29 protein-coding genes are annotated in these 26,646 nt (G+C 76.2%); 12 read left to right on the forward strand and 17 right to left on the reverse strand.

Annotation, left to right across the window (positions count from 1 at the left end; translation table 11 throughout):
• Window positions 1-13 precede the first annotated feature (13 nt).
• Window positions 14-1,045 carry an L-glyceraldehyde 3-phosphate reductase gene (mgrA, locus tag ACI8AA_RS16125; RefSeq protein WP_457045414.1) on the forward strand — a complete coding sequence of 344 codons (1,032 nt, stop codon included), beginning with the start codon at window positions 14-16 and terminating at the stop codon, window positions 1,043-1,045.
• A gap of 31 nt (window positions 1,046-1,076) precedes the next feature.
• A complete protein-coding gene (locus ACI8AA_RS16130; RefSeq protein WP_457045415.1) occupies window positions 1,077-1,637 on the forward strand; it encodes a putative glycolipid-binding domain-containing protein in 561 nt (186 codons plus the stop codon).
• A gap of 6 nt (window positions 1,638-1,643) precedes the next feature.
• Here ACI8AA_RS16130 and ACI8AA_RS16135 read toward each other — a convergent pair whose 3' ends face one another.
• Both ACI8AA_RS16135 and ACI8AA_RS16140 read right to left on the reverse strand, forming a co-directional pair.
• The gene (locus ACI8AA_RS16135) at window positions 1,644-1,979 is read right to left on the reverse strand and encodes a VOC family protein (protein WP_457045416.1); all 336 of its coding nucleotides are present in this window, start codon (window positions 1,977-1,979) and stop codon (window positions 1,644-1,646) included.
• Between the two features lie 96 nt (window positions 1,980-2,075).
• On the reverse strand, window positions 2,076-2,582 hold the full coding sequence (locus tag ACI8AA_RS16140; protein WP_456928949.1) for a MarR family winged helix-turn-helix transcriptional regulator: 507 nt from the start codon (window positions 2,580-2,582) through the stop codon (window positions 2,076-2,078).
• An 88-nt stretch (window positions 2,583-2,670) separates the two neighbouring features.
• Here ACI8AA_RS16140 and ACI8AA_RS16145 point away from each other — a divergent pair, with 88 nt between their 5' ends.
• Together ACI8AA_RS16145 and ACI8AA_RS16150 are read left to right on the forward strand one after the other, a co-directional pair.
• Window positions 2,671-3,363: a GTP cyclohydrolase II gene (locus ACI8AA_RS16145; protein ID WP_457045417.1), complete on the forward strand. Its 693-nt coding sequence runs from the start codon at window positions 2,671-2,673 to the stop codon at window positions 3,361-3,363.
• Window positions 3,364-3,366: 3 nt separating this feature from the next.
• Window positions 3,367-4,248 carry a dioxygenase family protein gene (locus tag ACI8AA_RS16150; protein WP_457045418.1) on the forward strand — a complete coding sequence of 294 codons (882 nt, stop codon included), beginning with the start codon at window positions 3,367-3,369 and terminating at the stop codon, window positions 4,246-4,248.
• 64 nt (window positions 4,249-4,312) lie between these two features.
• Here ACI8AA_RS16150 and ACI8AA_RS16155 read toward each other — a convergent pair whose 3' ends face one another.
• The 6 genes from ACI8AA_RS16155 to ACI8AA_RS16180 are packed head-to-tail and all read right to left on the reverse strand — an operon-like array spanning window position 4,313 to window position 10,352.
• Window positions 4,313-5,497: an alpha/beta hydrolase family protein gene (locus ACI8AA_RS16155; RefSeq protein ID WP_457045419.1), complete on the reverse strand. Its 1,185-nt coding sequence runs from the start codon at window positions 5,495-5,497 to the stop codon at window positions 4,313-4,315.
• A gap of 11 nt (window positions 5,498-5,508) precedes the next feature.
• Window positions 5,509-6,273: an SDR family NAD(P)-dependent oxidoreductase gene (locus ACI8AA_RS16160; protein WP_457045420.1), complete on the reverse strand. Its 765-nt coding sequence runs from the start codon at window positions 6,271-6,273 to the stop codon at window positions 5,509-5,511.
• The gene (locus ACI8AA_RS16165) at window positions 6,270-7,250 is read right to left on the reverse strand and encodes a fumarylacetoacetate hydrolase family protein (protein ID WP_457045421.1); all 981 of its coding nucleotides are present in this window, start codon (window positions 7,248-7,250) and stop codon (window positions 6,270-6,272) included. Before ACI8AA_RS16165 ends, ACI8AA_RS16160 begins: the two co-directional genes overlap by 4 nt.
• The gene (locus ACI8AA_RS16170; protein ID WP_457045422.1) at window positions 7,250-8,188 is read right to left on the reverse strand and encodes a VOC family protein; all 939 of its coding nucleotides are present in this window, start codon (window positions 8,186-8,188) and stop codon (window positions 7,250-7,252) included. The genes ACI8AA_RS16165 and ACI8AA_RS16170 overlap by 1 nt, the downstream gene beginning before the upstream one ends.
• A gap of 14 nt (window positions 8,189-8,202) precedes the next feature.
• Window positions 8,203-9,333, reverse strand: a complete 1,131-nt coding sequence (locus tag ACI8AA_RS16175) for an FAD-dependent oxidoreductase (RefSeq protein WP_457045423.1) — start codon at window positions 9,331-9,333, stop codon at window positions 8,203-8,205.
• Between the two features lie 8 nt (window positions 9,334-9,341).
• The gene (locus tag ACI8AA_RS16180; protein WP_457045424.1) at window positions 9,342-10,352 is read right to left on the reverse strand and encodes a cyclase family protein; all 1,011 of its coding nucleotides are present in this window, start codon (window positions 10,350-10,352) and stop codon (window positions 9,342-9,344) included.
• A 109-nt stretch (window positions 10,353-10,461) separates the two neighbouring features.
• Here ACI8AA_RS16180 and ACI8AA_RS16185 point away from each other — a divergent pair, with 109 nt between their 5' ends.
• Window positions 10,462-11,424, forward strand: a complete 963-nt coding sequence (locus tag ACI8AA_RS16185; RefSeq protein ID WP_457045425.1) for a LysR family transcriptional regulator — start codon at window positions 10,462-10,464, stop codon at window positions 11,422-11,424.
• Between the two features lie 85 nt (window positions 11,425-11,509).
• Window positions 11,510-12,724: an MFS transporter gene (locus ACI8AA_RS16190; RefSeq protein WP_457045426.1), complete on the forward strand. Its 1,215-nt coding sequence runs from the start codon at window positions 11,510-11,512 to the stop codon at window positions 12,722-12,724.
• Between the two features lie 72 nt (window positions 12,725-12,796).
• On the opposite strand, the gene ACI8AA_RS16195 is transcribed toward ACI8AA_RS16190, so the two are convergent.
• Complete coding sequence (locus ACI8AA_RS16195; RefSeq protein ID WP_457045427.1) at window positions 12,797-12,952, reverse strand: hypothetical protein; 156 nt, start codon at window positions 12,950-12,952, stop codon at window positions 12,797-12,799.
• A gap of 60 nt (window positions 12,953-13,012) precedes the next feature.
• Here ACI8AA_RS16195 and ACI8AA_RS16200 point away from each other — a divergent pair, with 60 nt between their 5' ends.
• Window positions 13,013-13,483 (forward strand): hypothetical protein, encoded by a 471-nt coding sequence (locus ACI8AA_RS16200; RefSeq protein WP_457045428.1) that lies wholly within the window; start codon window positions 13,013-13,015, stop codon window positions 13,481-13,483.
• On the opposite strand, the gene ACI8AA_RS16205 is transcribed toward ACI8AA_RS16200, so the two are convergent.
• The 4 genes from ACI8AA_RS16205 to ACI8AA_RS16220 form a co-directional block, all read right to left on the reverse strand.
• Entirely contained in the window at window positions 13,392-14,069 is a 678-nt protein-coding gene (locus tag ACI8AA_RS16205) for a hypothetical protein (protein ID WP_457045429.1), read from the reverse strand. The two genes, ACI8AA_RS16200 and ACI8AA_RS16205, sit on opposite strands and share 92 nt — an antisense overlap.
• Window positions 14,000-14,857 carry an esterase/lipase family protein gene (locus ACI8AA_RS16210; protein WP_457045430.1) on the reverse strand — a complete coding sequence of 286 codons (858 nt, stop codon included), beginning with the start codon at window positions 14,855-14,857 and terminating at the stop codon, window positions 14,000-14,002. Before ACI8AA_RS16210 ends, ACI8AA_RS16205 begins: the two co-directional genes overlap by 70 nt.
• A gap of 84 nt (window positions 14,858-14,941) precedes the next feature.
• On the reverse strand, window positions 14,942-16,513 hold the full coding sequence (locus ACI8AA_RS16215; RefSeq protein ID WP_457045431.1) for a Na+/H+ antiporter: 1,572 nt from the start codon (window positions 16,511-16,513) through the stop codon (window positions 14,942-14,944).
• Window positions 16,513-16,767: a UBP-type zinc finger domain-containing protein gene (locus ACI8AA_RS16220; RefSeq protein ID WP_457045432.1), complete on the reverse strand. Its 255-nt coding sequence runs from the start codon at window positions 16,765-16,767 to the stop codon at window positions 16,513-16,515. The genes ACI8AA_RS16215 and ACI8AA_RS16220 overlap by 1 nt, the downstream gene beginning before the upstream one ends.
• A gap of 132 nt (window positions 16,768-16,899) precedes the next feature.
• On the opposite strand from ACI8AA_RS16220, the gene ACI8AA_RS16225 reads away from it, so the two are divergent.
• Together ACI8AA_RS16225 and ACI8AA_RS16230 are read left to right on the forward strand one after the other, a co-directional pair.
• Window positions 16,900-17,823, forward strand: a complete 924-nt coding sequence (locus tag ACI8AA_RS16225; RefSeq protein WP_457045433.1) for a hypothetical protein — start codon at window positions 16,900-16,902, stop codon at window positions 17,821-17,823.
• Between the two features lie 54 nt (window positions 17,824-17,877).
• Window positions 17,878-18,684: an SDR family oxidoreductase gene (locus ACI8AA_RS16230; protein WP_457045434.1), complete on the forward strand. Its 807-nt coding sequence runs from the start codon at window positions 17,878-17,880 to the stop codon at window positions 18,682-18,684.
• On the opposite strand, the gene ACI8AA_RS16235 is transcribed toward ACI8AA_RS16230, so the two are convergent.
• The 3 genes from ACI8AA_RS16235 to ACI8AA_RS16245 form a co-directional block, all read right to left on the reverse strand.
• The gene (locus tag ACI8AA_RS16235; protein ID WP_457045435.1) at window positions 18,681-20,078 is read right to left on the reverse strand and encodes an NAD(P)/FAD-dependent oxidoreductase; all 1,398 of its coding nucleotides are present in this window, start codon (window positions 20,076-20,078) and stop codon (window positions 18,681-18,683) included. The two genes, ACI8AA_RS16230 and ACI8AA_RS16235, sit on opposite strands and share 4 nt — an antisense overlap.
• Before the next feature lie 152 nt (window positions 20,079-20,230).
• A complete protein-coding gene (locus tag ACI8AA_RS16240) occupies window positions 20,231-21,166 on the reverse strand; it encodes a GGDEF domain-containing protein (protein ID WP_457045436.1) in 936 nt (311 codons plus the stop codon).
• 96 nt (window positions 21,167-21,262) lie between these two features.
• Window positions 21,263-22,207: a S1C family serine protease gene (locus ACI8AA_RS16245; RefSeq protein ID WP_457045437.1), complete on the reverse strand. Its 945-nt coding sequence runs from the start codon at window positions 22,205-22,207 to the stop codon at window positions 21,263-21,265.
• 298 nt (window positions 22,208-22,505) lie between these two features.
• On the opposite strand from ACI8AA_RS16245, the gene ACI8AA_RS16250 reads away from it, so the two are divergent.
• Both ACI8AA_RS16250 and ACI8AA_RS16255 read left to right on the forward strand, forming a co-directional pair.
• The gene (locus ACI8AA_RS16250) at window positions 22,506-23,642 is read left to right on the forward strand and encodes a carboxylate-amine ligase (RefSeq protein WP_457045438.1); all 1,137 of its coding nucleotides are present in this window, start codon (window positions 22,506-22,508) and stop codon (window positions 23,640-23,642) included.
• Between the two features lie 3 nt (window positions 23,643-23,645).
• Window positions 23,646-24,314 (forward strand): alpha/beta hydrolase, encoded by a 669-nt coding sequence (locus tag ACI8AA_RS16255; protein ID WP_457045439.1) that lies wholly within the window; start codon window positions 23,646-23,648, stop codon window positions 24,312-24,314.
• A gap of 63 nt (window positions 24,315-24,377) precedes the next feature.
• Here ACI8AA_RS16255 and ACI8AA_RS16260 read toward each other — a convergent pair whose 3' ends face one another.
• On the reverse strand, window positions 24,378-25,823 hold the full coding sequence (locus ACI8AA_RS16260) for an NAD(P)/FAD-dependent oxidoreductase (RefSeq protein WP_457045440.1): 1,446 nt from the start codon (window positions 25,821-25,823) through the stop codon (window positions 24,378-24,380).
• A 131-nt stretch (window positions 25,824-25,954) separates the two neighbouring features.
• Here ACI8AA_RS16260 and ACI8AA_RS16265 point away from each other — a divergent pair, with 131 nt between their 5' ends.
• Window positions 25,955-26,644, forward strand: coding sequence for an alpha/beta fold hydrolase (locus tag ACI8AA_RS16265; RefSeq protein ID WP_457045441.1), 690 nt, complete (start codon window positions 25,955-25,957; stop codon window positions 26,642-26,644).
• The last annotated feature ends 2 nt before the right edge of the window (window positions 26,645-26,646 follow it).

Below are 26,646 nucleotides of genomic sequence, written 5' to 3' on the forward strand. Positions count from 1 at the left end.
CAGGATCGTCGTCATGACGTATGCCGCAGCCGAGGGCCGCTACGACTCGATGACCTACCGCCGGACCGGCCGCAGCGGCCTGGACCTCCCGGCGATCAGCCTGGGGCTGTGGCACAACTTCGGCGACGACGTGCCGCTGGACCGCCAGCGCGCCATCCTCCGCCGGGCCTTCGACCTGGGCATCACGCACTTCGACCTGGCCAACAACTACGGCCCGCCCTACGGCAGCGCCGAGACCAACTTCGGCCGCCACCTGCGCGACGACTTCCGCCCCTACCGCGACGAGCTGGTGCTCTCCACCAAGGCCGGCTGGGACATGTGGCCCGGCCCCTACGGGCAGGGCGGCGGCTCGCGGAAGTACGTGCTCGCCAGCCTCGACCAGTCGCTGCGCCGGATGGGCCTGGACTACGTCGACGTCTTCTACTCGCACCGGCCGGACCCGACGACGCCGCTCGAGGAGACGATGGGCGCGCTGGACACCGCCGTCCGGTCGGGGAAGGCGCTGTACGCCGGCATCTCCTCGTACTCGCCGGAGGACACCGCGAGGGCCGCCGCGGTCCTCGCCGACCTCGGCACGCCGCTGCTGATCCACCAGCCGAGCTACTCGATGCTCAACCGCTGGATCGAGACCGAGGGCCTGCTCGACACCCTCGCCGACGTCGGCGCCGGCTGCATCGCGTTCTCCCCGCTGGCGCAGGGGATGCTCACCGACAAGTACCTCGGCGGCATCCCCGAGGGCTCGCGCGCCAGCCAGGGCAAGTCGCTGTCGCCGGACCTGCTCAGCGACGAGGCGATCGCGCACGTCCGCGCGCTGGGCGAGCTGGCGGCCGAGCGCGGCCAGTCGCTGGCGCAGATGGCCCTGGCCTGGGCGCTGCGCGACCCGCGGGTGACCAGCGTGCTCATCGGCGCCAGCAGCGTCGCCCAGCTCGAGCAGAACGTCGGCGCGCTCGAGCGGCTGGACTTCAGCGACGAGGAGCTCGCCCGCATCGACCGGCACGCCGTCGACGCCGGCATCGACCTGTGGGAGGGCGCCCGCACCGCCTGAGACCGTCGGCGGCCGCGCCTAGCCTCCGCGCATGGACACCCGGGTGGTGGCGTGGCGGCGGACCGACGAGGACGCCGGGCACAGCCTGGCCCGGGTCGGGCGGCGCGACGGCGGCTGGCGGTTCTCCGGCACCGAGGTGCTGGCCGGGCCGGAGACCCTCCTGGCCTGCTCGTTCCGGGTCGACGTCGACGGCGCGTGGGCGACCCGCGCGGTCGAGGCGTCCGCGGTGTCGGCCGACGGCGAGCGGCACCTCGTGCTCACCGCCGACGACGACCGCCGGTGGTCGCGGGACGGCGAGCGGGTGCCGGCGCTCGACGGCTGCGTCGACGTCGACGTCGCCGCCACCCCACTGACCAACACCCTCCCGATCCGGCGGCTGGCGGCGCTGGCCGTGGGCGAGGAGGTGACCACGCCGGTGGCGTGGGTCGACGTCCCGGCGCTCGGGGTGACGCGGGTCGACCAGACCTACCGCCGGCTGGGCCCGCGGCGGTGGCGCTACTCGGACGACGTGCACGGCGCCTTCGAGCTCACCGTCGACGACGACGGCCTGGTCGTCGACTACACCGGCATGGCCACCCGCGTCGCCGGCTGACCGCGCTCAGGCGCCGGTCAGGACGACGCGGTTGCCGTCGGGGTCGCGCAGCCGCACGACGCGGCTGCCGCCACCGGGCTCGGGCCCGTCGTGCGCGACGCCCGCGGCGGTGAGGTCCCGCGCGACGGCGTCGAGGTCGGCGGCGCCGATGACCACCGTCGAGCGGCCGCTGCGGTCCGGCTCGTGCCACACCTGCACGCCGGCGGAGTCGGTGAGGTGCCACTCGAGCAGGCCGTCCATCGGGCGGCTGTCGGGGTCGCGGCCGAACAGCGCGGCGTACCAGCGCTCGGCGCGGTCGAGGTCGGCGACGGTGGCCTGGGCGAGCACGCTGGTGGCGCGCACGGGGACCTCCTGGGGTCGGGTCGCGGGCCGGCCGCGGCGCGTCGGTGGGTTCCCCGGGGGAGACCCGCCGGCGGCCGCGGACTCATCGGTCCGGCGTCACCGGTCCCGGCCGCGCGCCTCCGCCGCCGCCAGGCCCGTGGCGAGGCGGCCGTCGGGGTCGAGCCGTTCCAGCAGCGCCCCGGCGACGTCGGCGAGCTGGCCCACCTGCTCCGGCGTCAGCGCGTCGATGACGTGCTCGCGCACCGTGGCCAGGTGCCCCGGCGCGGTCTCGCGCACCTTGGCCCAGCCGGCGTCGGTGAGCCGGGCGTTGGTGGCGCGCCCGTCGTAGGGACACGGCGCCCGCTCGACCAGGCCGCGCTCCTCCAGCCGCCGCACGACGTGCGACAGGCGGGGGAGGGTGGCGTTGGTGCGGGTGGCCAGCTCGGTCATCCGCAGCGTGCGCTCCGGCGCCTCGGACAGCATCGCGAGCACGTGGTAGTCGAAGTGGGTCAGCCCGGCGTCGCGGCGGAGCTGGCCGTCGAGGACGCCGGGCAGCAGCTCGACGACGGCGACCAGGCGCAGCCAGGCCCGCATCTCGTCGTCGTCCAGCCACCGGGGTTCCACGACGACATCGTCCCACTCGGGTGCTTGTTGCTTCAACCAATGCGGGCTAGGGTTCTCGGTTGTAGGTACAAGTGACGTGGAGGCCGCAGTGACCCTCTCCCTCGACCCGGACCTGGTGTCCCCGGTCCCCTCGGCGACGGTGCGCACCCGGGTGACCGTGCCGCTGCGCTTCGCCGACGGGTACGCCACGACGGCCGAGGTGGTGACCTTCGACGGGCTGGCCGACGGCCGCGAGCACCTGCTGATCGGGCTCGGCGACTGGCGCGGCGCGCTGGCCCGCTCGGCGGCCGGCGGGCCGGCGCCGCTGGTGCGCCCGCACAGCGAGTGCCTCACCGGCGACGTCCTCGGCTCCGAGCGCTGCGACTGCGGCCCCCAGCTGCGCGAGGCGGCCGAGCGGATCGCGGACGAGGGCGGCTTCCTGCTCTACCTGCGCCAGGAGGGCCGCGGCATCGGCCTGTACGCCAAGCTCGACGCCTACGCGCTGCAGGACGCGGGCCTGGACACCTACGAGGCCAACCGGGCGCTGGGCCGCGGCGAGGACGAGCGCGACTACACCGCCGCCGCGCAGATGCTGCAGGCGCTCGGCGCCGACCGGGTCCGGCTGCTGTCGAACAACCCGGACAAGGCCACCCAGCTGGAGCTGCTCGGCGTCGCGGTGACCGAGCGGGTGCCGACCGGCGTCCACCTGTCGGCGGCCAACGCCCGCTACCTCGCCGTCAAGCGCGACCACACCGCCCACACCCTCGACCTGTCCACCCTCGACCTCCCGCTGGCGGGCTGAGCCGTGCACCCCACCGCCGCCGCCGACGCGCTGGTCGACCCCCGCCACCCGTTCGCCGCCCACCTGCGGCACGTCGCCGGGCTGGGGGAGCACCGGCCGTGGACGCCGGACGACGGCCCGCTGCCGGCGCTGTACCTCAGCCACGGCGCCCCGCCGCTGTTCGAGGACGCGGCCTGGATGCGCGAGCTGGCCGCCTGGGCCCGCGCGCTGCCCCGGCCGCGGGCGGTGCTCATCGTGAGCGCGCACTGGGAGTCGGACTCCCTCGGCATCACCAGCACCGTGCCCACCGAGCTCGTCTACGACTTCGGCGGCTTCGACCCGATGTACTCGCGGATGCGCTACGACACCCCGGGGTCCGGCGAGCTGGCCCGGCAGCTGCTCGCCGTCCTGCCGGAGACGGCGCACGTGTACGAGCACCGCGGCCGCGGCCTGGACCACGGCGCCTGGGTGCCGCTGAAGGTCATGTACCCGGAGGCCGACGTCCCGGTGCTGCAGCTGAGCCTGCCGACGCACGACACGGCGACGCTGCTGGCGCTGGGGGAGCGGCTGCGGCCGCTGCGCGAGCAGGGCGTGCTGGTGGTCGGGTCGGGCTTCATGACCCACGGCCTGCCGTACCTGACCGGGGAGATGCTCGGCGGCGCGGTCCCCGGCTGGTCGGCGGACTTCGACGCGTGGGCCGCCGACGCGCTCGACCGCGGCGACGTCGAGGAGCTCGCCCGCTTCCGGTTGCGGGCGCCCGGCCTGCGCTACGCCCACCCGACGGTCGAGCACTTCACGCCGCTGTTCGTCACCCTCGGCGCCGCGACCGACCCGACCGCCGGCGTCACCACCGCGATCGACGGCTTCTTCATCGGCCTGGCGAAGCGCTCGTTCCAGGTGGCCTGACGGCCCGCTGTCGACCTGCTGCTGTCCCGGCGCCCCGGAGGCAGCAGGTCGACACCCGGCGGGGTCAGGCCGGCCGCGCCCCCAGCTCGGCGAAGGTGTCGGCGACCCAGTCGGCGATGAAGGTGCTCACGAACGGCAGGTGGTCCAGGCCGATGTGCTCGGTCGCGCCCTCCTCGGGCGTGAACACCCGCAGCTCCCGCTTGGGCGAGTTGACCGCCTGGTCGTAGGAGCGGTGCGCCATCTCCAGCGGGATCTGCCGGTCGTTGGCGCCGTGCGCGACGAGGAACGGCACCCGGATCCGCTCGACGACGCCCTCGAGGGTGACCTGGTCGGCGAAGTCGAGGAACGCGTCGAGGTGGTCCTCGTCGCCGTCGACGCCCCACACCCACAACACGTGCTCCCAGTAGTGCGGCACCGGCCGCTCGCCCTCGCGCTGCCGGCGGCGCCGCTGCACCGCGCCCCAGTCGTGGTTGGCGCCCCACGCCACGCACAGGGCGAACCGCGGCTCGAAGGCGGCGGCCCGCGGGGCGTAGTAGCCGCCCAGCGACCAGCCGACGATGCCGATCCGCGCGGCGTCGACGTCGGGACGCTGCTCGAGCCAGTCGACGGCGGCGCCGGCCCAGACCTCGGTGTCGACGCGGGCGGTGAGCCCCTGCAGGCGCAGCGCCTCGCCGGTGCCGGGCTGGTCGAGCATCAGGCAGGAGATGCCGCGCGCGGCGAGCTCCTCCCAGTGGTTCGACGAGTACATGTGCTCCTTGGTGGAGTCCAGCCCGTTGACCAGCACCATCACCGGGACGGGGCCGTCGTCGGCGGCCGGCGCCTGGCTGAAGTAGGCCGGCAGCGTCGTGCCCTCGTAGGGGATCGCGACGCGGGAGACGCGCGGGCTGTGGGTGTCGAACGCCTCCTGCGCGATCTCCAGCATCCGCCGGTAGGTGGGCACCCGGTTGGGGTCGGAGTGGGCGAGCATCCGCTCGGCCTGCGCGAGGTAGTTGCTGGCGCGGAACCACAGCTGCCCGGCGGTGCGCAGGTGCCCGGCCTTCTCGGCCGCCTCGGCCTGGCCGACGAGCTGGTCGGTCAGCGCGGTCCAGGCGCGCAGGAAGTCCGGCGTCCCGGCGTCCTCGCCGGCGTTCGCGGCGTCCTTGATCGGCCGGCAGGCGCGGTCGACCTCGTCGATCAGCCCGCCGGAGTTCAGCGTGGCGACGACGCCGAGGTTCCAGGTGTAGGGGCCGGTGGGGAAGTACTCGAACACGGTGGTTCCTCTCAGGTAGCGGGATGCGCCGCGGCAGTCATCGCGTCGCTGATCGACTTCACGCCGCCGTGGGCGGTCATCCCGCCGTCGACGGGGATCTCGGCGCCGGTGATGAAGGAGGCGCCGTCGCCGAGCAGGAAGGCGACCAGCGGCGCCACCTCGTCGACGGTGCCGGTGCGGCCGAGCGGGGTCTCGGCGACGTTGGCGGCGCGGAACGCCGGCGCCGCCGAGGCGGTCATCGGCGTCTCGACGTAGCCGGGGTGGATCGTGTTGACCCGGATGCCGCGCGGGCCGAGCTCCAGGCAGGCGGCCTTCGCCAGCCCGCGCAGCGCCCACTTCGACGCCGTGTAGGCGACCGGGAAGTGACCGGTCAGGGCGGCCACCGAGCCGACGACGACCACCGAGCCGCCGTCGGTCATGAGCGGGGTGAGCGCCTGGATGCCCAGCAGCGTGCCGGTGACGTTGACCTCCGACACCCGGGCGAGGTCGGCGGGGTCGAGGTCGGCCAGGCGCGCCCGCCAGGTGATCCCGGCGTTGGCGACCAGCCCGTGCACGCGGCCGTGTGCGGCGCGGAGGTCGTCGGCGAGCGCGGTCCAGCCGGGGGCGTCGGTGACGTCGAGCCGCCGGTAGGCCGCCCCGCCGAGGTCCTCGGCGGGGGCGTCCTGCACGTCGGTGGCGACGACGGTCGCGCCCTCGGCGGCCAGCAGCCGGGCCTCCGCCGCGCCCTGCCCCTGGGCCGCGCCGGTCACCACGACGACCCGCCCCGCGAGGCTCACGCCGGGCGCTTGCGGGTGCGCGGCCGCGGCCGGGCGGCGCGGACCGGCGGCAGGTCGACGCCCTCGACGACGCGGTTGCGGATGGTGCCGATGCCCTCGACGGTCATCTCCACGACGTCGCCGGGACGCAGCGGCGGGGGAGCGGCGTCGCCGCGCCGGCCCCAGAGCTCGGCCAGGCAGCCGCCGTTGCCGCAGGTGCCCGAGCCGAGCACGTCCCCGGCGCGGACCTCCGTGCCGCGGGAGGCGTAGGCGATGAGCTCCTCGAACGGCCAGCCCATGTTGGACAGGAGGTCCTGGCCGACCTCGGCGCCGTTGACCGACACCCGCATGTCCAGTGCCAGGAAGCCCTCGTCGTCCCGGTACGGCTCCAGCTCGTCGGTGGTGACCAGCCACGGGCCGAGCGTGGTGGCGGAGTCCTTGCCCTTGGACGGGCCGAGGTTGACCCTCATCTCGCGGGCCTGCAGGTCGCGGGCGGACCAGTCGTTGAGCACCGTGTAGCCGAAGACGTGCTCGCGGGCCTGCTCGGGCGTCAGCGAGGCACCGGCGGAGCCGTCCACAGCCCCGACCACCACGGCGACCTCGAGTTCGAAGTCGAACCGCTGCGAGCCCGGCGGCACCGCGACGTCGTCGTGCGCGCCGACGAGCGCGTAGGGGTTGGTGAAGTAGAACGTCGGGGCCTGGTACCACTCGTCGACCACGCCGGCGACGCCGTCGATGGCCTTGCGCACGCCCTCGACGTGCTCCTCGAACGCGACGAAGTCGCGTACCGTCGGCGCCTGCAGCGGCGGCAGCAGGCGCACCTCCGACAGCGGGACGGGCGGCGCCGACAACGCCGCCAGCCCGGCGTCGAGCGCCGCGGGCAGCCCGGCGCGCACGAGGTCGAGGACCGTGACACCCGGCGGCAGGGCGTGCAGCCCGTGCTCGCCCACGACCCCGGCGGAGACGACCCCGCCGTCCTCCCAGGTGGCGAACCGCATCAGACCGGGGGAGCGACGAACAGACCCTTGTCGGGGTCGTTGAACGACTTCTTCGCGACGAACTCGTTCATCGCGTTCGCGGTGCCCCACTGGTCGCTGACCTCGGGGTTGCTGAAGTCGTAGACGTGCGGGTGCCAGGTGTCCTCGTCGAGGACCTCGAGCTCGGTCGTGTACTCGACGGTGTTGCCGTGCGGGTCGAGGAAGTAGGAGAAGGTGTTGTTGCCGGCCAGGTGGCGGCCGGGGCCCCAGATCTTCTCCACGCCCTGGCGCAGCAGCCGGCCGGTGCCGCGCATGTACTCGTCGAGGCCGCGCAGCTCGAACGACGCGTGGTGCAGCGAGGCGTGCGGGCCGCGGGCGATCGCCATCGAGTGGTGCCAGGCGTTGGTCCGCATGAACCACATCATGTTGCCCATCCGCGGGTGCATCAGGGTGTCCGACAGCGAGAACGCCAGGTGCTTCTCGTAGAAGGCCAGCGTGCCCTCGGGGTCGGCGGAGTTGATCACCACGTGGGACAGCCGCACCGGGATCGACTCGCCCTCCTCGATCGCGCGGTGCTGCCGCACGGCGACGTCGGAGCTGACCTCGATGGTGCGGCCCTCGTTGTCGAAGAACCGGAAGCCGTAGCCGCCGCCGGGGGTCTGCAGGTCGGTCGGCTCGTGCACCAGCCGCACGCCGTCGCGGGCCAGGTTGCCGGCCAGGGTGTCGACGTCGGCCCGGTCCTTCGCGCCGAAGGAGATCAGGTCGATCCGCTTGTCGGTGGCCTCGCGCAGCCGCACGACGTACTGCTCCGGGCTGCCCTCGGCGGCGAGGAAGGCCAGGCCGGAGTCGGTGTGCTCGGCCCTGAGCCCCCAGGTGCCGGAGAAGAAGTCGAGCTGCTTGGCGAAGTCGGGCACGGCCAGGTCGACGTGCCGCAGGTGGGTGATCAGGCGCTGGGTCATGGTCGTTCTCCTGGTTACGCGGGCTGGGCGACGAGCTGGGCGATCGAGCGCATGAGGCCCGGGATGTCGCCCTGCACGTGGTCGAGCTGCCACTGGGCGAGCTGGTTGGAGGCGTCGACGACGGTCTTCGCGCGGTCGAAGCGGCGGGCGGTGAAGGCGTCCCACAGGTCCTGGTCGAGCGCGGACCGGGTGAGCAGCAGGTCGGTGAGCGCGTAGGCGTCCTCGAGTGCCTGCGCGCCGCCCTGGGCGATGGTGGGCGGGCAGGTGTGCGCGGCGTCGCCGACGAGCACCACCCGGCCGCGGTTCCACGGGGCGGGCAGCACGTGCGTCTCGAACCAGGTGTAGTTCACCCGGGACGGGTCGGTGAGCGTCTCCCGGACGTCGTCCCACGGCCCGTGGTAGGCCGCGGCGAGCTCGTGCATGGTGGCCAGCTGCTCCTCGGGCGTCAGCGTGGAGCGGTCCTGCGCCGGCTCCACGATGTAGGCGTAGAGCGAGTCCTCGCCGGTCGGGCAGTAGCCGGCGATGAACGACGGCCCGCCGTAGTAGAGGTCGGTGCGGGTCACGCTGGCCGGGCGCGGGCCGAACGCCCGCCAGATGCCCATGCCGACCGGCCTGGTCTCCAGCTCGATGCCGAGCGCCCGGCGGGTCCAGGAGCGCAGGCCGTCCGCGCCGACGACGAGGTCGTAGCGGCCGGTCGAGCCGTCGGCGAAGGCGACGTCGACGCCGGTGGCGTCCTGGCGCAGCTCGGTGTGCGTCGTCCCGAAGCGGACTTTGACGCCGACCTCCGCGGCGCGGTCGGTGAGGATGCGCGCCAGCTCGGGGCGCGACATCCCCATGACGGCGGGCAGGTCCGGGCCGCCCGTCCGCGCGTCGGGGATCTCCGCGACGACGGTGCCGGCCGGGTCGGGCGCCCGGATGCCGGTGACGTCGAAGGCGTACCCGGCGGCGGACACCCGCTCCCAGACGCCGAGGGTGCGCAGCTCGCGCAGCGCGTTGCCCTGCAGCGTGATGCCGGAGCCGAGCGCGGTCACCTCCGGCTTGATCTCGACCAGGTCGACGGCGACGCCGGCCTCGGCCAGGCGGATGGCGGTGGCGGCGCCGGCGAGGCCGGCCCCGACCACCAGGACGGTGCTGACGGCGGGCATCGGGTCTCCTACTTGACGGCGATCGGGTTGACCGGGGCGCCCACGGCGCCGGTCACGGGCAGGGGGGCGGCGGCGAGGAAGAACTCCCAGACGCCGTCGGCGGCGCAGTCGGCCGCGAGCGCGTCGAGGTCCCACAGCTCGCCGAGGAACAGACCCGTGTTCGGGATACACACCTGGTGCAGTGGCTGGAAGGCGACGTCGAACTCGTTGGGCCGCACCTCGAAGCCCCAGGTGTCGGTGGCGACGCCGGCGATCTCGGTGGCGTGCAGCCAGTCGGCGGTGGTGAACGACAGGCCGGGCGCGGGGCCGCCGGCGTAGTCGCCCCACCCCTGCCCGGCGGCGACCGAGCGGCGGGCGCGGGTGAGCTGGCCGGTGCGGACCAGCAGCAGGTCCCCGCGGCCGACCCGGGCGGACCCGCCCTGCGCGGCGATGGTCGCCCCGAGGTGGTCGGGGGTGATGGCGAACCCGTCGGGCAGCTCCCCGTCGGTGCCCAGCGCCCGGCCGACGTCGAGCAGCACGCCGCGGCCGGCGATCCGGTCGGCGACGGTCTCGATGCCGGTGACGGCGTCGCCGAGGCTGGTGACGACGTCGCCCGCGCGGCGGCCGTTCCAGGCGTTGCCGCGGTCGAAGATGTGGCCCAGGCCGTCCCACTGGGTGGAAGCCTGCAGCGGCATCGCGATCACGTCATCAGCGCCGCCGATGCCGTGCGGGAAGCCCTGCACGCCGCGCTCGGCGTCGGTGCCGGTGTCGAGCATGGTGTGCACCGGGTTGGTCCGCCGGCGCCAGCCCTTCTGCGGGCCGTCGGCGTCGAACCGCTGCGACAGCGAGAAGCTCACGCCCCGCCGCACCAGCGCCGCGCCCTCGCGCCGCTTGTCCTCGGTGAGGAAGTTCAGCGTGCCGAGCACGTCGTCGGCGCCCCAGCGGCCCCAGTTCGAGCACCGCTTCGCCGCCGCCGCGATCGCCCCCTCGGGGTCGGTGCGGTCGAGGTCGGCGGGGTCCAGCCAGGTGCGGTCGGGCACGGTCGCGTCTCCTTCGTCGTGACGCGGACCACGGTCCGTCACCCCGGGCGGGGGAGGGAAGACGAGATGTCTGATGGGGGTCATAGACGGCGCCGATACCGTCGGCCCCGTGAACCTCGCGAGCCTGGACCTCAACCTGCTCGTGTCCCTCGACGCCCTCCTCCAGCAGCGCAGCGTCACCCGGGCCGCGGCGCAGATGGGGCTCTCGCAGCCGGCGCTGTCGGCGTCGCTGGCCCGGCTGCGCCGCCACTTCGGCGACGAGCTGCTCACCCGGGCCGGCAACGAGTACCGGCTCACGCCGCTGGCCGTGCAGCTGCGCGAGCTGGTGCGGGTGGCGCTCACCGGCGTCGAGCGGGTGTTCACCGCCCAGCCCGGCTTCGACCCGGCGTCGTCGACCCGCGAGTTCTCGGTCCTGGTGAGCGACTACGTGGTCGTCGTGCTGGGCGACACCATCGCCGCGCTGCTCGCCGAGGAGGCGCCGCACACCCGGCTGCGGCTGACCCCGCACTCGCCGGCGATCGTCGACAGCGCCCACCAGGCACTGCTGACCACCGACCTCATGCTGCTTCCGCACGGGTTCGTCTCCGACCTGTCCCACCGCGACCTCTACCGCGACGAGTGGGTGTGCGTGGTCGCCGCGGACAACCCCGTGGCCGGGCGGGGGCTGACCGTCGCGGACCTCGAGCAGCTGCCGTGGGTGGCCACCTACCACGGCCAGACGGCGTCCACGCCGGCCGCGCGGCAGATGCGCCAGCTCGGCATCGAGCCGCGGGTGCAGGTGGTCAACGAGAGCTTCCTGACCGTCCCCGCGCTCGTCGCGGGCAGCGACCGGATCGCGCTGCTGCAGCGCCGGCTGGTCGACCTGCTGCCGCTCGGCTCGGGGATCCGCGCGCTGCCGCCGCCGTTCGCGGCCGGCCCGCTGGTGGAGGCGATGTGGTGGCACCCGGTCTACGACGACGACCCGGAGCACCGGTACCTGCGCGACGTCGTCTCCCGCGCCGCGGAGCGCGCCGTCTCGCCCGGTGCGCGGGAGGGCATCGACCTGGCTGATACCGCACCCCGGGAGAAGTGATTTCCGCTCCGGGCGGGCGGTGCCGACACTCGCCGTCCAGTGACGCCGGTCACCGGACCGGCGCCCGTCCTCCCCGGAGACGCCCGTGTCAGTCCGCGACGCCGAACCCCTCAGCGACGAGGTGGCCGTCGACCCCGCCACCGGCCGCCCCGCCGGCCGCGCGCAGGCCCTCGTCCTGCTGCTGTCGAGCTGCCTGGGGGTGCTCGGCTCGGTGCTGCTGGCCCCGGTGCTGCCGCGCATCCAGGACGCCTTCGCCGGCACCCCGGGCGTCGAGACGCTCACCCCGGTCGTGCTCACCGCGCCGGCGCTGGTCATCGGCCTGACCGCGATGGTCGCCGGCCGCATCGTCGACCGGGTCGGCCGCAAGCGGCTGCTGGTCGGCGCGCTGGTCGCCTACGCCGTCGTCGGCACCGCGCCGTTGTGGCTGGACTCGCTGCAGCTCATCGTGGTCAGCCGGGTGCTGGTCGGCCTCACCGAGGCGGCGATCATGACCTGCTGCACCACCCTGCTCGCCGACTACTTCTCGGGCCCGCGGCGGGAGCGCTACTTCGGCCTGCAGGTCGTGTTCACCACGGTCGCCGCCACGCTGTTCTTCGCCCTCGGCGGCGCGCTCGGGTCGCACTCGTGGCGGACGCCGTTCTGGCTCTACGCCGTCAGCCTGCCGCTGGCCGTCGCGGCGGCGCGGTTCGTCTGGCAGCCCACCCCGGCCGCCCGCTCGGAGAGGCTGCCCGCGCTGCCCTGGGCCCGGCTGGCCGCGCCGGTCGGGGTGACCCTGCTCGGCGGGCTGGTGTTCTACGTGCTCATCGTCGAGCTGTCGTTCAAGCTCGACGCGATCGGCGTGACCGCCACCGGCACCATCGGCGCGGTCAGCGCGATCAGCTCGCTGGGCACCGCGGTCGGCGCGTTCTCCTTCGGCCGGCTGGCCGCGCTCGGCCCGGCGGTGACGGTGCCGGCCGCATTCGCGCTGTCGGGCGTCGGGCTGCTCGGCCTCGGGTTCGCCGACGCCGTCCCGGCCGTCGTCGTCGCGGCGGTGGTGACCGGCCTGGGCAACGGGCTGCTGCTGCCCGCGATGCTCTCCTGGGCGCTGGGCTCGCTGAGCTTCGAGCAGCGCGGCCGGGCGACCGGCGTGTGGACCTCGGCGCTGTTCGTCGGGCAGTTCGTCTGCCCGCTCGTCGTCCTCGCGCTCAGCGGGGCCCTCGGCGGCCTCGGCGCCGCGCTCGCCCTGCTGGGCGGGGTCAGCGTCGTCGCCGCCGTCGGCCTGCGGCTGCGCCGGCCGGCCGCGGTGGCCGCCGCGCACTGAGCGGCCCGGCCCGCCCCTGCACCCCCGGACCTCCGGGGTGCGGGGCGGTGCACCGGGGCCCCGGCCCGGGGATCAGCGGCGGGTGCGCTCCCGCATACCGAGGGCGGCGGTGACGAGCAGCAGCACCAGGCCGACGAGGACCAGCCAGAACAGGCCCTCGACGACCCAGCCGACGATCGTCACGACCAGCCAGACGACCAGCAGCAGACCGAGCAGACGCAGCAGCACGGGGACCTCCGGGGGACGGCTGCGGCCAGCCTAGGCCCGGGCCGGGGCAGGATGGCCGGGATGGACGACGACCCGTGGGACCTCCTGCTCGCCGGCCTGCCGCCCGCCACCGCCGACCTCGTGCGCGCCGCGGACGCCCTCGTCCGGGAGGCCGACCCCGGCGTCGTGCGGGTGGTGTGGCCGCACCAGCGCACCGTCGGCTACGGCGTGGGCCCGCGGAAGAACTCCGAGCACTACGCCTACCTCGACGTCTACGACCGGCACCTCAACCTCGGCCTCAACCGCGGCGCGGCGCTGGCCGACGCCGGCCTCGACGGCGGGCTGCTCGAGGGCACCGGGAAGTCGTTCCGCAAGGTCGCCGTCCGCGACCCCGCCGTCCTCGCCGACCCCCGGCTGCCGGGCCTGCTGCGCGCCGCCCGTGAGGAGCGGCTGGCCGCACTCACCGGCCCGGGAAGGCGTGGGCCGCCTGGGTCGAGTCGCGCAGGGTCACCGACACCCGGTCGCGGACCGACGAGAACGCCGGCACGTTGAGCACCTGCGGCTCGCCGCCGCCGCGCGGCCGGACCTCGATGCGGACCGTGCCCGCGCCGTCGGACGCCGGGAGGAACACGTCGGCCGCGTTGAGGAACGTCAGCGTGCTGAACGGGAACAGGTCGCCCTCCTCCAGGTCGGTGACCCGGTCGCCGGGCGCGTGGAACGGGGGCCTCGTCGCAGTCGGGATCCGCCGGCCGACGTCGAACAGGTGGAGCGCGTTGACCTCACCGGTGGCCTGTCCGGCCGGGCCGGTGCGCGGGGTCGTCGTCGGCGTGGACACCTGCAGCGGCGCCACCGCGTCCCCGAGGACGTCGACGGTGATCGAGTCCGAGTCCGCGCCCTGGTCGCCCCAGATCTCCCGCGCCCGGATCAGCGACAGGTTGGTCTGCTGCGGAGAGGCGGCGACGTAGGCCTCCAGGCTGGTGCCCGGCCGCGAGCTGTTGAGCCGGACGAAGTGGTCGTCCCGGGTGAACGGCGACTGGAAGAAGTGGTGCACCGAGCCGTCCTCGCGGGTCAGCGCGAACTCGTAGGTCTTCTGCCCGTTGACCCGCACCGGCCCGAAGTCGCCGGTCGCGTCGAGCACCCAGCTCTCCTGCGGCCGGGCGCCGACCCGCTGCCCGGTCGCCGGGTCGAGCTGCCACGGTGCAGGGTCGCGCCCGCGTAGCCCTGGTTCTGCGGGAACAGCACCGCGCGGCCGGCCACGGTGACCTGGCCGGGCGGCTCGGGCAGCACGTCGGTCGTGTGCGGGGCCGACCCGGTGAAGAACCGGTACACGGCCGCGAAGGTGCGCGCCGACGACGCCGTCTCGGTGTGCCCCTGGTCCGGGTCGTAGAGGTTCTCCGCCCCGCCGATGGCGCCGACCGACCCGCGCCGCGGGGCCGGCGGGGAGTTCCACTCGCCCCAGACCGCCAGGGTCGGGACCCCGCCGGGCGGCGTGGCCGACGAGCGGCCGTCGAGGTTGACGTACCGCGCCACCTCCGCCGCGTGCGCCGGGTCGGCCAGGTAGGCGTGGCTGACCGTGGTGCCCCGCGAGTGCGCGGCGAGCAGCACCTGGTCGGCGCCGGTCTCCTCGAGCACGGCGTCGACGAACGGTCCGAGCCCGGCGATCGCGGCGGTGTTGTCGGGGCCGCTGGTGTCGTACTCGTAGGCGAACAGCAGGTCCTGGTCCCAGCCGTTGCTGGTGAACCGCTGGAACTGGCTCTGGAACTGCGCGGCCGAGCCGCTGCTGCCGTGCACGAACACGATCGGCAGCCGGCCGCCGTCGCCGCCGGCGGGCGCCGCCGCGGCGGTCCCGGGGACGACGGCGGCCGCGAGCGCGGCGCCGAGGAGGGCGACGGTCCAGCGGGACCGCCGGAGGGGAGTGGACGTCATCGTCGGGCTCTCTCCGTTCCCGGCGCCGGGGTGGCGCCACGGAGCGGAGTGGAACAGATCACGTGATCTGCTCCACACGGAGGGTCACTCGCGGAGCAGGGTGACCTCCTCCAGGTCCATCTCGTGCTGCACCCGCCGGAACACCTCGTCGTCGATGCGCCGCTGGTCGCGGTACCGGACGAACACCTCGCGCTCGGCCTCGAGCATCGCCCGGCGCATCCGCCGGTACACCGCGCTCGGCGTCTCGCCGCCGCCGGCGACCGGGCCGCCGAGCCGCTCCCACGCCGCGTTGGTGCGCGCCTCCATCCGCTGCCGCAGCTCGGCGACGGTGGCGGCGTGCAGCGGGTCGCCGTCGTCGAGGCTGTCGAGCCGGGCCACGGCGGCCCGGCCGGCGTCGTTCTGCGCCTGAGCCTCGGCGAGGGCGTCGCTGGCCTCCTCGGAGCCCTGCACGCCCAGCCGCCGGATCACCGCCGGCAGCGTCAGCCCGTGCAGCAGCAGGGTGCCCACGGTGACCACGAAGGTCAGGTAGACGATCTCGTCGCGCCCGGGGAAGGGCGCGCCCGACAGCGTGGTCAGCGGGATGCCGGCCGCCGCGGCGAGGGAGACCACGCCACGCATCCCCGCCCAGGAGATGACGGCGGGGTAGGTCCACGGCGGCGGGGTCCAGCCCGGGCGGCGGCGGGCCAGCGGCCGCAGGTAGGTGGTGGGGAAGACGAACGCGACCCGGGCGGCCAGCGCGACGAGCACGAGGAACAGGCCGACCGCCGTCAGCGTGCCCACCGACGGCCCGACGCCGGCGACCACCGCGCGCAGCTGCAGCCCGATCAGCGCGAAGACCGTCGCCTCGAGGACGGTGTCGGCCGCCTGCCACACCGCGCGGTCCTGCAGCCGGGCGACCGGGTGCGCCGCGGGGGAGCGGTGCCCGAGGTAGAGGCCGGCGAGGACCACCGCGAGGACGCCCGAGGCGTGCACCTCCTCGGCGACGGTGAAGCCGATGAACGGGACGAGCAGGCCGAGCGCGCTCTCCAGCACGCCGTCGCGCAGCAGCCGGCGGATGCGGTGCACCAGCCAGCCCAGCGCCCAGCCGATCGCGGCGCCGCCGGCCGCGGCGAGGACGAACACGCCCACGCCCTCGGCGATGCCGTAGCCGGCGCCCGCGGCGACCGCGACGGCGACCCGGTAGACGGTGAGCGCGGTGGCGTCGTTGACCAGGCTCTCGCCGCCCAGGATGGTCATGACCTTCCGCGGCAGGCCCAGCCGGCGGCCGACCGACGTGGCCGCGACCGCGTCCGGCGGGGCGACGACGGCGCCGAGCACCAGCGCCGAGACCAGGGGCAGGCCCGGCACCAGCCACCACGCGGCCAGCCCGACGGCGACCGTGGTGAGCAGCACCGCCCCGACCGCGAGCATGCCGATGGGGCGGAGGTTGGCGCGCAGCCGCAGGTAGGAGCTGTCCAGCGCGGCGGAGTACAGCAGCGGCGGCAGGACCAGCGTGAGGATCAGGTGCGGGTCCAGCGCGTAGTCGGGGACGCCCGGCAGGAAGGACACCGCGAGCCCGACCAGGACCAGCAGCAGCGGCGGGGAGACCCCCAGCCGCCGGGCCAGCGCGCTGACCGCGAAGGAGCCGGCGAGCAGGCCGACGAGGGGCAGTTCCATCACACCAGCGCCTGGTCGGGGTAGCACCACCGCCAGGACTCACCCGGCTCGACCGACCGGACGATCGGGTGACCGGTGGCGCCGGCGTGCGCGGTGGCGTGCCGGTTGGGGGAGGAGTCGCAGCAGGCCACGTGCCCGCAGGTCAGGCACATCCGCAGGTGCACCCACCGGCTGCCGATGGCCAGGCAGTCGCCGCAGCCCTCCGAGTCCGGCGACACGTCGCGGATCTGGTCCAGGTGCCCGCACGTCGTCATCACGGTCCCCCTCTCGTAGCGCCCGTCGCCGGGAGTCGACCACCCGCGCGACGCGGGCGGCAACGTCCCCCGGCCGGTCCGCTCTTCCCGTGGCAGGGTCGGCGGCGACCGTGCGAGCCGGGAGGAGGCGCCGTGGACCTCGACGAGGTCGCCGAGGAGCTCTACGCGGTGCCGCCCGGGCAGTTCGTCGCCGCCCGCACCGAGGCCGCCCGCCGCGCCCGGGCCGCCGGGGACCGGGCGCTGGCCCGGGAGATCGGCGCGCTCGGCCGGCCCTCGACCGCGGCGTGGGCGTGCAACGTCCTGGTGCGCGAGCAGCCCGACGAGATCGCCGGCCTCGTGGAGCTCGGCGACCTGCTGCGCGAGGCCCAGCAGACCCTGGCCGGCGACGAGCTGCGGCAGCTGGGCACCCAGCGCTCCCGGCTGCTGGCCGCGCTCACCCGCCGGGCCCGGGTGGTGGCCGCGGGCCGCGGCACCCCGCTCAGCGACGCCGTCGCCGACCAGGTGGAGGAGACGCTGCGGGCCGCGCTGGCCGACCCGGACGCGGGGGAGGCGCTGCTGGGCGGCCGGCTGACCGCGCCGCTGTCCTCCCGCGGCCTCGGGCCCGGCTTCGGCACCCGCCCGGACCTGCGGGTGGTGCCCCCGCGGACCGGGCGCACCCCGCCGGCGGCCGCACGGCCCCCGGAGGACGCCGCCCGGCGCGCGGCGGAGGAGCGGCGGCGGGCCGCGCAGGAGCGGCGGGACCGGGAGCTGGCCGCCGCCCGCGAGGAGGCCGAGGCGGCCGAGCGGGACGCCGCGGAGGCGGAGGCGGCCGCCTGGGCCGCGCACGAGCGGGCCGGGCGGGCCACCCGCCGGCAGGAGGAGCTCGCCGCCCGGGCCAGAGAGCTGGAGGCCGAGCTCGAGCGCGTGCGCGCGGACGCGGAGGCGGCCGGGGCCGAGGCCGCCCGCACCGGGCGGCGGGCGGCGGCGGCCGACCGGGCGGCGCGGCGGGCGGCGGCCGACCGCGACCGCGCCGCCGCCCGCGTCACGGAGCTGGAGCAGGCGCCGCTGGAGGCCTGACCGGCGCACCGCCGCCGCGTCGCGGGCCCCCGACCCCGCCCCCAGCATGGGGGGATGACGGAGTCAGCGGGCCGCGTCGCGGTCGTCACCGGGTCGGAGTCGGGCATCGGGCGGGCGGTCGCGGTCGCGCTCGCCGAGCAGGGCTGCGACGTCGGCATCACCTGGTACCGCGACGAGGCGCACGCGCGGGGCACCGCGGACGAGGTGCGGGCCCGCGGGCGCCGGGCAGAGGTGCGGCACGTCGACCTCACGCAGCTGCCGCAGGCCGCCGCCGTCGTCGACGACCTGGCCGAGGCCCTCGGCGGCATCGACGTCCTGGTCAACGACGCCGGCACCGGCCACTCCACGCTGGTCCTGGACACCGACTGGGAGACCTGGCGCGAGGTGCTGGCCACCGACCTCGACGCGGCGTTCCTCTGCCTCCAGCGCGCAGCCCGGCGGATGGTGGCCGCCGGGCGGGGCGGGCGGATCGTGAACGTCACCAGCGTGCACGAGCACCAGCCGCGGGTCGGCGCCGCGGCCTACTGCGCGGCCAAGGGCGGGCTCGGCCTGCTCACCCGGGTCGCCGCGCTCGAGCTGGCCGAGCACGGCATCACCGTCAACGCCGTCGCGCCGGGGGAGATCGCCACCGCGATGACCGGCCAGGAGGACGAGGACCCGACCGCGCCCGGCCACGGGCGCCCCGGTGTCCCGGCCGGCCGGCCCGGGGACGCGCACGAGGTGGCCGCCGTCGTCGCCTTCCTCGCCTCCCCGCAGGCCTCCTACGTGACCGGCTCCTCCTACGCCGTCGACGGTGGCATGCTGCAGATGGGCCCGATGGCCGGCTCCCACCTGACCGGCGACGACTGGCGCCGTCCCTAGGTGGCCAGCAGCTCCAGCAGCCGGGCGCGGTGGGGGCCGGGGAACGGGCGGGGCGGGCCGGGCACCGCGGCGGCCACCCGCTCGCGGACCAGCGGCACGGCCAGCAGGTCGGCCAGCGGCGCCATGCACAGCCGGTACTCGAGCATCGCCCGGAACACGTCGGCGTCCTGCATCGCGACCCCGGTCAAGGCCGCGAGTTCCGGGTACAGCGGCGGCTCGGGCTCCCCGCGCCGGGCGGCGTCCATCTGGGCCAGCCGGGAGCGGTCCTCGGCCAGCTGGTCGGTGACCAGCGGCCCGACCCGCCGCTCGGTGGCCGCGTCGAACGCCGCGGCGAGGTCGGCGGGCCGGTCCAGGTGCTGCGCGACCGCGGCACGCAGCAGCGCGGCGTGCGCGATGCCGATCGACAGGCCGCGGCCGGCCGACGGGTTGGTGCACGCCCACGCGTCCCCGACGGCGGCGAAGCCGGTCACCACCGGCCGGCCGTCGACGGTGAAGCGGCGGCTGCGGTCCAGGCCGCCGGCCATCGCGGCGACCCCGCCCAGCGGCCGCCCGTCCAGCCAGTGCGCCTGCAGCGGGCACTCGGCCACCACCCGGTCGAACACGGCGGGGTCGCGCAGCTCGCGCAGCGGCCGGTCGCCGGTCTGCCCGAACACGGTGACCGACCACGTGTCGTTGTCGCCGTCGAGGGTGAGCAGCGAGACGCTGCCCAGCGGCATGAGCCCGGGACCGCGGCGCACCGGCCGGTCGGGACCGGTGAGGAAGCGCGTGTAGTAGACGAAGCCCGAGGCCTGCGCGTGCTCCTGCGGTGGCCGGGCGCCGAGACCGGCGAGCCACTGGGCCGAGCGGGTGCGCCGGCCGGTCGCGTCGACGACGAGGTCCGCCCGCAGCTCCTCGCCCGCCGTCGTCCGCACCCCGGCCGCGTGCGGGACGCCGTCGGCCGCGGACGTCCCCGGCAGGAGGCCGGCCACCTGCACGCCGCGGCGCACGGTGAGCCGCGGGGTGTCCTCGGCGGCGGCCGCCACGGTGGACTCCACCACCGGACGGCGCCCGGTGACGAAGCGCAGCCGCTCGTCGGCCTCCCGGGGCGCGCGGTCGGCGATCCCCCGCGGCAGCAGCGCCGTGTAGTCGACCCACACGCAGCCGGCGGCCAGCAGCCGGTCGGTGAGGCCCGGCAGCTCGTCGTCGGCGACCGCGCGGAACCGGGCGAAGAGGTTGTGCGGCTGCCGGAACTGCGCGACGCCGGTCCGCCGCCAGGACTCCCACGCCTCGGCGGGCGTGGTCGGGGCGCCGTCGGGGTCGGCCTCGAGGACGGTGACGTCGTGCCCGTCGGCCGCGAGCATCATCGCGGCGCACAGCCCCACCATGCCGCCGCCGCAGACCACCACCGAGGCCATGGCCGCCCCCTCGTGCCCGGGGCGGCGCGCGCGGCCGGTCGCCGGGCGGGCCCAGGGTGGCACCGGCGGCGCCGTCGGGGCGCCCGCCACCCGGGTGTGGACGCGGGGTCCTGGCGCGTCGGCACCGAGGGGCGCGGCGCCGACGCGGGAGGTCAGCCGGCGGCCGAGTGGCGGGTGCGCTTCTCCTGGTACAGCGCGGCGTCGGCGCGGGCCAGCGTCGCGGCCAGGTCCTCGCCGGGCCGGGCCCCGGCCGCTCCGGCCGACCACGCCCCGCGGGAGACGGCGTGCAGCCGGTCCAGCAGCTCGGCGGCGCGGTCGGTGCCGGTGCCGGGCAGGCAGAGCGCGAACTCGTCCCCGCCGAGGCGGCCGAGCAGGTCGGAGCGGCGCAGCTCCCGGCTCCAGGCCGAGGCGAGGGAGCGCAGCAGCGCGTCGCCGGCGGAGTGGCCCTCGGTGTCGTTGACGGTCTTGAACCCGTCGAGGTCGAGGACGACGACGGTCAGCGGCTCCCCGGTGCGCTGCGCGTGGGCGAGCAGCCGGGCGGACCCGGCCTCCCAGGCGCGGCGGTTGGCCACGCCGGTCAGCGGGTCGGTGCCGGCCGCGCGGCGCAGCGCCCCCGACTGCCGGATCTGCGCCTCGGTGAGCACCGCGGCCGTGGCGACGGCGGCCAGCCAGGCGGAGAGGAACCCGTCCGGCGCCGCGGCGAGCGCGCCGGCGGTGACGACGGCGACCCCGCCGGCGACGTGCAGCCGCGCCTGCGCGGGCGGGAGGACGTGGCCGGCGAGGACCCCGAGCGCGACCACGACCGGGCCGAGGCCGACGACGCCGACCGCGGTGACCGAGCGCCAGGCGAGCAGCGCGGTGAGCAGGGACAGCAGCGCGAGGGCGGCGTGCACGGCGCCCATCGGCGCGCGGTCGCGCCCGTGCCACAGCGCCGCGGAGCCGAGCCCGCCCACGGCCGCGAGCGCCGTCAGCAGGACGACCGGCGTGTGGGGGTGCATCGGCCACAGCGCACCGGCGGCACACAGGACGGCGGCGCAGCCGTACAGCAGCGCGAGCAGGCCGAGCCCGCTCCTGCGGTCACCGTGCACGGTTCCTCCCTCCGTCGCGGACGACATCGTCACCCATCGCGCCGGTCCTGAGCGCGACGACGGCCGTCCCCCTCGGAGGGAGGGAGCAGGGGGAGGTCAGCCGGTGAGCTCGGTGGGCACCGCGATCACGTCGACCATCGCCCCCAGGCGGTACACGGTGACCGGCAGCGGCCGGCCGATCGCCTCGGCGAACAGCAGCCGCTGCAGGCTCTGCGCCTCGGCCACCGGCGCCCGCCCGGCCTCCAGCACCAGGTCGCCGGCGCGCAGCCCGGCCCGGTCGGCCGGCGACCCCGGGACGACGTCGACCACCCGCAGCCCGCGGCGCCGGCCGGTGCGCTCGGCCAGCGGGGCCGGCAGCGGCGCGGGGCTGCTGACCAGGCCCAGGTAGGCGCGGCGCACCCGCCCGTCGCGGACCAGCGCGTCGACGATGCGGCGGGTGGTGGCGTTGACCGGCACGGCCAGCCCCAGGCCCCACCCGGCGACGGCGGTGTTGATGCCGACCACCCGGCTGGCCGAGTCGGCGAGCGCGCCGCCGGAGTTGCCGGGGTTGAGCGCGGCGTCGGTCTGGATGACGTCCTCGACCACCCGGGCGGTGCGCCCCTCGCGGGTGGGCAGCGAGCGGCCCAGGCCGCTGACCACCCCGGCGGTCACCGACCCGGCCAGCCCGAGCGGGTTGCCGACGGCGACGACGAGCTGGCCCACCCGCAGCTGCGCGGCGTCGCCGAGCTCGGCGGGCTCGGGCGCGCCGGCGGTCGCCCGGACGACGGCGAGGTCGGACAGCGGGTCGGTCCCCACGACCTCGACCGGGGTCTCGGTGCCGTCGCCGAACACCGCGCGCCCGCTGCGCGCCCGGCCGACGACGTGCGCGTTGGTGAGCATCAGCCCGTCGCCGGGGACGACGACCGCCGAGCCGGCGCCGCCGCCGCGGCCGTCGGGCGCGGTCACCTGCAGCGCGGCGACGTGCGGGGTGAGGTCGGCGGCGACCGCGGTGACCACCTGGGAGTAGGCGTCCAGGGCCGCGTCGGTGTCGGGTCGGGCCACGGTCCACCTCCGGTCGTGATTACAGCGTTGCACCGACCAGTGGACGCCTCGCCGGACCGCGCTGCCACCCCCTCCGTTGCGCCCACGGTGAACGGCGCGGGGGCATCCTGCGCGCGCTCGTGCTCTGCCCACTGGTGTGGGCAGAGCACGAGCGTCCACGGCGGCACCTGCGGCGGCTCCTTCGTGCTCTGCACACGTGGGTGTGCAGAGCACGAGCGTGCCGGTCAGCAGGTGCGGCGGGGCCGCGGCGGCCGTAGCGTCGGCCTGCCCGGCGTCCGGACCGGCACCGAGGAGGGGCGTGCGCACCGACGGCCTGCAGACCGAGGGCGGTGCGGTCGGGCGCACCCTCGGCGTCGAGGAGGAGTTCCACCTCGTCTCCCCGGACACCCTGGAGCTGACCCCCGGCCCGCGGGCCTCCGCGGCCGCGCTGGCCGGCGAGGCGGGGGAGCGGGTGCACCCGGAGATCGCCACCACGCAGCTGGAGATCGCCACCGGCGTGTGCACCACGCTGGAGCAGGTGCGCGCGGAGCTGGTGGCGGCCCGCACCGAGGCGGCCGCCGCGGCCGAGCGGGACGGCCTGCTGCTCCTGCCCGCCTCCACCCACCCGTGGGACTCCTGGCACACCATGCCGGTCACGCCCGGCGAGCGGTACGAGGCGATGGTCGACCGCTGGGCCGGGCTCGCGCGCCAGCAGGACATCTGCGGCTGCCACGTGCACGTCGGCGTCCCCGACCTCGACACCGCCGTCGCCGTGCTCGACCGCACCCGCCCCTACCTGCCGGTGCTGCTCGCGATGACCGGCAGCTCGCCGTTCCACGACGGCGTCGACACCGGCTACGAGTCCTGGCGGACGCTGTGGTGGACCCGCTTCCCGCACGCGGGCGCGCCCGAGCCGCTCGGCGACGCCGACGGCTACCGCCGGGTGCTGGCCGCGCTGGTCGCCTCCGGCGTGGTGGCCGACGGGTCGCACCTGTACTGGGACGTCCGCCCCTCGGCCCGGCTGCCCACGATCGAGTTCCGGCTGGCCGACGTCTGCACCACCCTCGACGACACCGTCCTGCACGCCGCGCTGGTCCGCTCGCTGGTGCGGGTGCTCGCCGGGCGGGCGCAGCGCGGCGAGCCGGTGCCGGAGCTGCGGCCGGAGGTGCTGCGCGCGGCGCGGTGGCGGGCGGCGCGCTCCGGGCTCACCGGCCCGCTGTTCGACCCGCTGCGCGAGGAGCTGGTCGACGCCCGCACGGCGGTGACCGGGCTGCTGGCCGAGCTGGAGGAGGACCTGACCGGCGCGGAGGAGTGGGACGAGGTGACCGCCCGGGTGCAGGACCTGCTCGGCCGGGGTACGTCGGCGGCGCGGCAGCGGAGCACCTGGCTGCGCACGGGCGACCGCCGGGCGGTCGCGGAGTGGGTCGTCCGCGAGGGAGCGGCGGGGAGGAGCTGAGGGGTGGCGCTGCCCCCGGCCGGCGCCGGCCGCCTCGACACCCGGCCGGGTCCGCAGCCCGCCGGCCCGCCGCTGCCGCCCGGGGTGACGGCGCTGGAGCTGGGCGGGCCGGAGGCGCTGGTCGCCGTCCCCGGCGGCCCGCCCGGCCCGCGACCGCTGCTCGTGTTCTGCCACGGCGCGGGCGGGACGGCGGACCAGGCGCTGGCCGCGGTGGGCGCGGTCGCCGCCGCCCGCGGGGTCGCCGTCCTCGCGACCTCCTCGGTCGCCTCGACCTGGGACCTGCTGGCCGGCGGGCTCGGGCGGGACGTGGCGGTCCTCGACGCGGCGCTGGAGCGGGTCGCCGCCGGGCTCGCGGTCTCGCGCATCGCGCTCGGCGGGTTCTCCGACGGCGGCTCGTACGCGCTCTCGCTCGGGCTGGCCAACGGCGACCTGTTCGAGGCGCTGCTGGCGTTCTCGCCGGGCTTCGTCGCCCCGCCCGGCCGCACCGGGCGGCCGCGCATCTGGATCGCCCACGGCACCCGCGACCGCGTGCTGCCGGTGGCGCGCTGCGGCCGGCGGGTGTCCCGGGAACTGGCCGCCGCCGGCTACGACGTCACCTACGACGAGTTCGACGGCGGCCACGCGGTGACCCGGGACCTGGTCACCGCGGCGCTGGACACCTGGCTCACGTGAGGTGCAGGGACGGCCCCGCTGCAGGGGCCCGCGCCGAGCGTGCGAGGCGGGGGGCTCCTCCGTCTAGGCGGTGCGGCGGCCGACGAAGTCGTGCTGCTGCTCGCCGTTGACCTCGTCCGGGGTGTCCGGGTGGTCCTTCGGCCCGCCGGTCTTCGACGCCTCGAAGCCCGGGCCGAGCTTCTCCAGCGCCAGCCGGCCGTAGACCTGCTGCTGGGTGGCCACCCGCTGCGAGCGGCCGCGGCCGAGGAAGCTGACCATCCAGTGCAGCACCGTGGTGACCCGGCTCTTGAAGCCGATGATGTAGAAGAGGTGCACCACCAGCCAGATCACCCAGGCGATGAAGCCCTCGAACTTCATCTTCTTGATGTCGGCGACCGCGGAGAACCGCGAGATGGTCGCCATGTTGCCCTTGTCCCGGTACCGGAACGGGCCGTGCGGCGCCTTGCCGGCGAGCTTCCGCTTGATCTGGTCGGCGGCGTAGCGCCCGCCCTGGATGGCCACCTGGGCGACACCGGGGTACTTGTCGGGGTGGTTGGCCATGTCGCCGACGACGTGGATCTCGGGGTGGCCGGGCAGCGTCAGGTCCGACTGGACGGCGATGCGCCCGGCGCGGTCGACCTCGGCACCGGTCCGGTCCCCGAGCAGCCGGCCCAGCGGCGAGGCCTGCACGCCGGCCGCCCACACCTTGGTGGCGGCGGAGATGCGGCGCTGCTGGCCGTCGGCGTCCTTGACGGTCAGGCCGTCGGCGTCCATGTCGGTGACCAGCGCGCCGAGCTGCACCTCGACGCCGATCTCGTTGAGGTGCCGGCGGGCCTTCTCGCCCAGCTTGGGCCCGAACGGCGGCAGCACCTGCGGCGCGCCGTCGAGCAGGATGATGCGGGCCCGCTGCGGGTCGATGTTGCGGAAGTCGCGGCGCAGCGTGCGGTGCGCGAGCTCGGCGATCTGGCCGGCCATCTCCACGCCGGTCGGGCCGGCGCCGACGACCACGAAGGTCATCAGCCGGTCGACCTCGGCGGGGTCGGTGGCGAGCTCGGCCAGCTCGAACGCGCCGAAGATGCGGCCGCGCAGCTCGAGGGCGTCGTCGATGCTCTTCATGCCGGGGGCGAACTCGGCGAACCGGTCGTTGCCGAAGTACGACTGCCCCGCACCCGCGGCGACGATCAGCTCGTCGTAGGGGTGGATCGTGGTGCGGCCGAGCACGGTCGAGGTGACCGTGCGGGCGTCCACGTCGATGTCCACGACCTCGCCGAGGACCACCTTGGCGTTCTTCTGGTGGCGCAGGACCTCGCGGGTGGCCGGGGCGATCTCGCCCTCGGAGAGGATGCCGGTGGCCACCTGGTAGAGCAGCGGCTGGAAGAGGTGGTGGCCGGTCTTGGCGACCACGGTGACGTCGACGTCGGCGTTGCGCAGGGCCTTCGCGGCGAACAGGCCGCCGAAGCCGGAGCCGATGATCACCACCCGCGGCCGGCCGGTCGAGGAGCTGGCGGTGGGCGCAGGTGATGTCGTCATGATGACTGTGATCCTCTCCCGTCAGGGGCTCCGCTGTCTCCCGGCGGGCCGGTCACGGGGGTGATCCCCGTCACGGCTGCCCTCCGCCGGTGCACTCGCGGTGTCCGGTCCTGCCCGGTACAACCAGGTCGGTGCCCGTCGTCATCCCCCGGCTGGTGGTCGTCCCGGGTCTGGGCCTGGACGGGCGGTCGTGGTCACGGCTGTGCCGGCGGTTGCCCGCCGACGTCGTGCTCCTACCCGGGATGGGCCGGTCTGCACCTGTGCCCTCGCTCGACGTCCTGGCCGCCCGCCTGCGGGACCGGCTCGGCCCCGGTCCGGTCGTGCTGGCCGGCCACTCGCAGGGCTGCCAGGTGGTGGCCGCGGCCGCCGTCGACCCGCGGGTGGCCGGCGTCGTGCTGCTCGGCCCGTCGACCGACCCGCGGCTGCGCCGGCCCGCGCGGCTGGCCGTCCGGTGGCTGCGGACCGCGCTGCGCGAGCCCTGGTGGCAGGGGCCGCTGATCCTGGCGCAGTGGCTGCGCACCGGCCCCCGGCCGATGCGGGCTCTGTGGCGGGTGGCCGCCCCCGACCGCATCGACGCACGGCTGCGCCGCGTCGGCGTCCCGGTGACCGTGCTCCGCGGCACCCGGGACCGGCTCTGCGACGCCGACTGGGCCGCCGTGGTGGCCGCCGCCGCGCCGTCGGGACGGGTGGTCGAGGTGCCCGGGGCCGCGCACATGACCGTGCAGACCCACCCGGACGCCGTCGCCGCCGTCCTCCGGCAGGTTCTCGGAGCTGCCGCGATCGCGGAGGAGGGGGGACGCGCCTCCGGCGTGTCACCATGACC

This window comes from Geodermatophilus sp. SYSU D01180, assembly GCF_054050415.1.

Bases quoted from the DNA above. Each gene is read 5' to 3' on its own strand.
- mgrA (WP_457045414.1), top strand. From the start codon at position 14: ATGACGTATGCCGCAGCCGAGGGCCGCTACGACTCGATGACCTACCGC.
- ACI8AA_RS16130 (WP_457045415.1), top strand. From the start codon at position 1,077: ATGGACACCCGGGTGGTGGCGTGGCGGCGGACCGACGAGGACGCCGGG.
- ACI8AA_RS16165 (WP_457045421.1), bottom strand. From the start codon at position 7,250: ATGCGGTTCGCCACCTGGGAGGACGGCGGGGTCGTCTCCGCCGGGGTC.
- ACI8AA_RS16170 (WP_457045422.1), bottom strand. From the start codon at position 8,188: ATGACCCAGCGCCTGATCACCCACCTGCGGCACGTCGACCTGGCCGTG.
- ACI8AA_RS16175 (WP_457045423.1), bottom strand. From the start codon at position 9,333: ATGCCCGCCGTCAGCACCGTCCTGGTGGTCGGGGCCGGCCTCGCCGGC.
- ACI8AA_RS16200 (WP_457045428.1), top strand. From the start codon at position 13,013: ATGGACGACGACCCGTGGGACCTCCTGCTCGCCGGCCTGCCGCCCGCC.
- ACI8AA_RS16210 (WP_457045430.1), bottom strand. From the start codon at position 14,857: ATGACGTCCACTCCCCTCCGGCGGTCCCGCTGGACCGTCGCCCTCCTC.
- ACI8AA_RS16215 (WP_457045431.1), bottom strand. From the start codon at position 16,513: ATGGAACTGCCCCTCGTCGGCCTGCTCGCCGGCTCCTTCGCGGTCAGC.
- ACI8AA_RS16220 (WP_457045432.1), bottom strand. From the start codon at position 16,767: ATGACGACGTGCGGGCACCTGGACCAGATCCGCGACGTGTCGCCGGAC.
- ACI8AA_RS16230 (WP_457045434.1), top strand. From the start codon at position 17,878: ATGACGGAGTCAGCGGGCCGCGTCGCGGTCGTCACCGGGTCGGAGTCG.
- ACI8AA_RS16235 (WP_457045435.1), bottom strand. From the start codon at position 20,078: ATGGCCTCGGTGGTGGTCTGCGGCGGCGGCATGGTGGGGCTGTGCGCC.
- ACI8AA_RS16260 (WP_457045440.1), bottom strand. From the start codon at position 25,823: ATGACGACATCACCTGCGCCCACCGCCAGCTCCTCGACCGGCCGGCCG.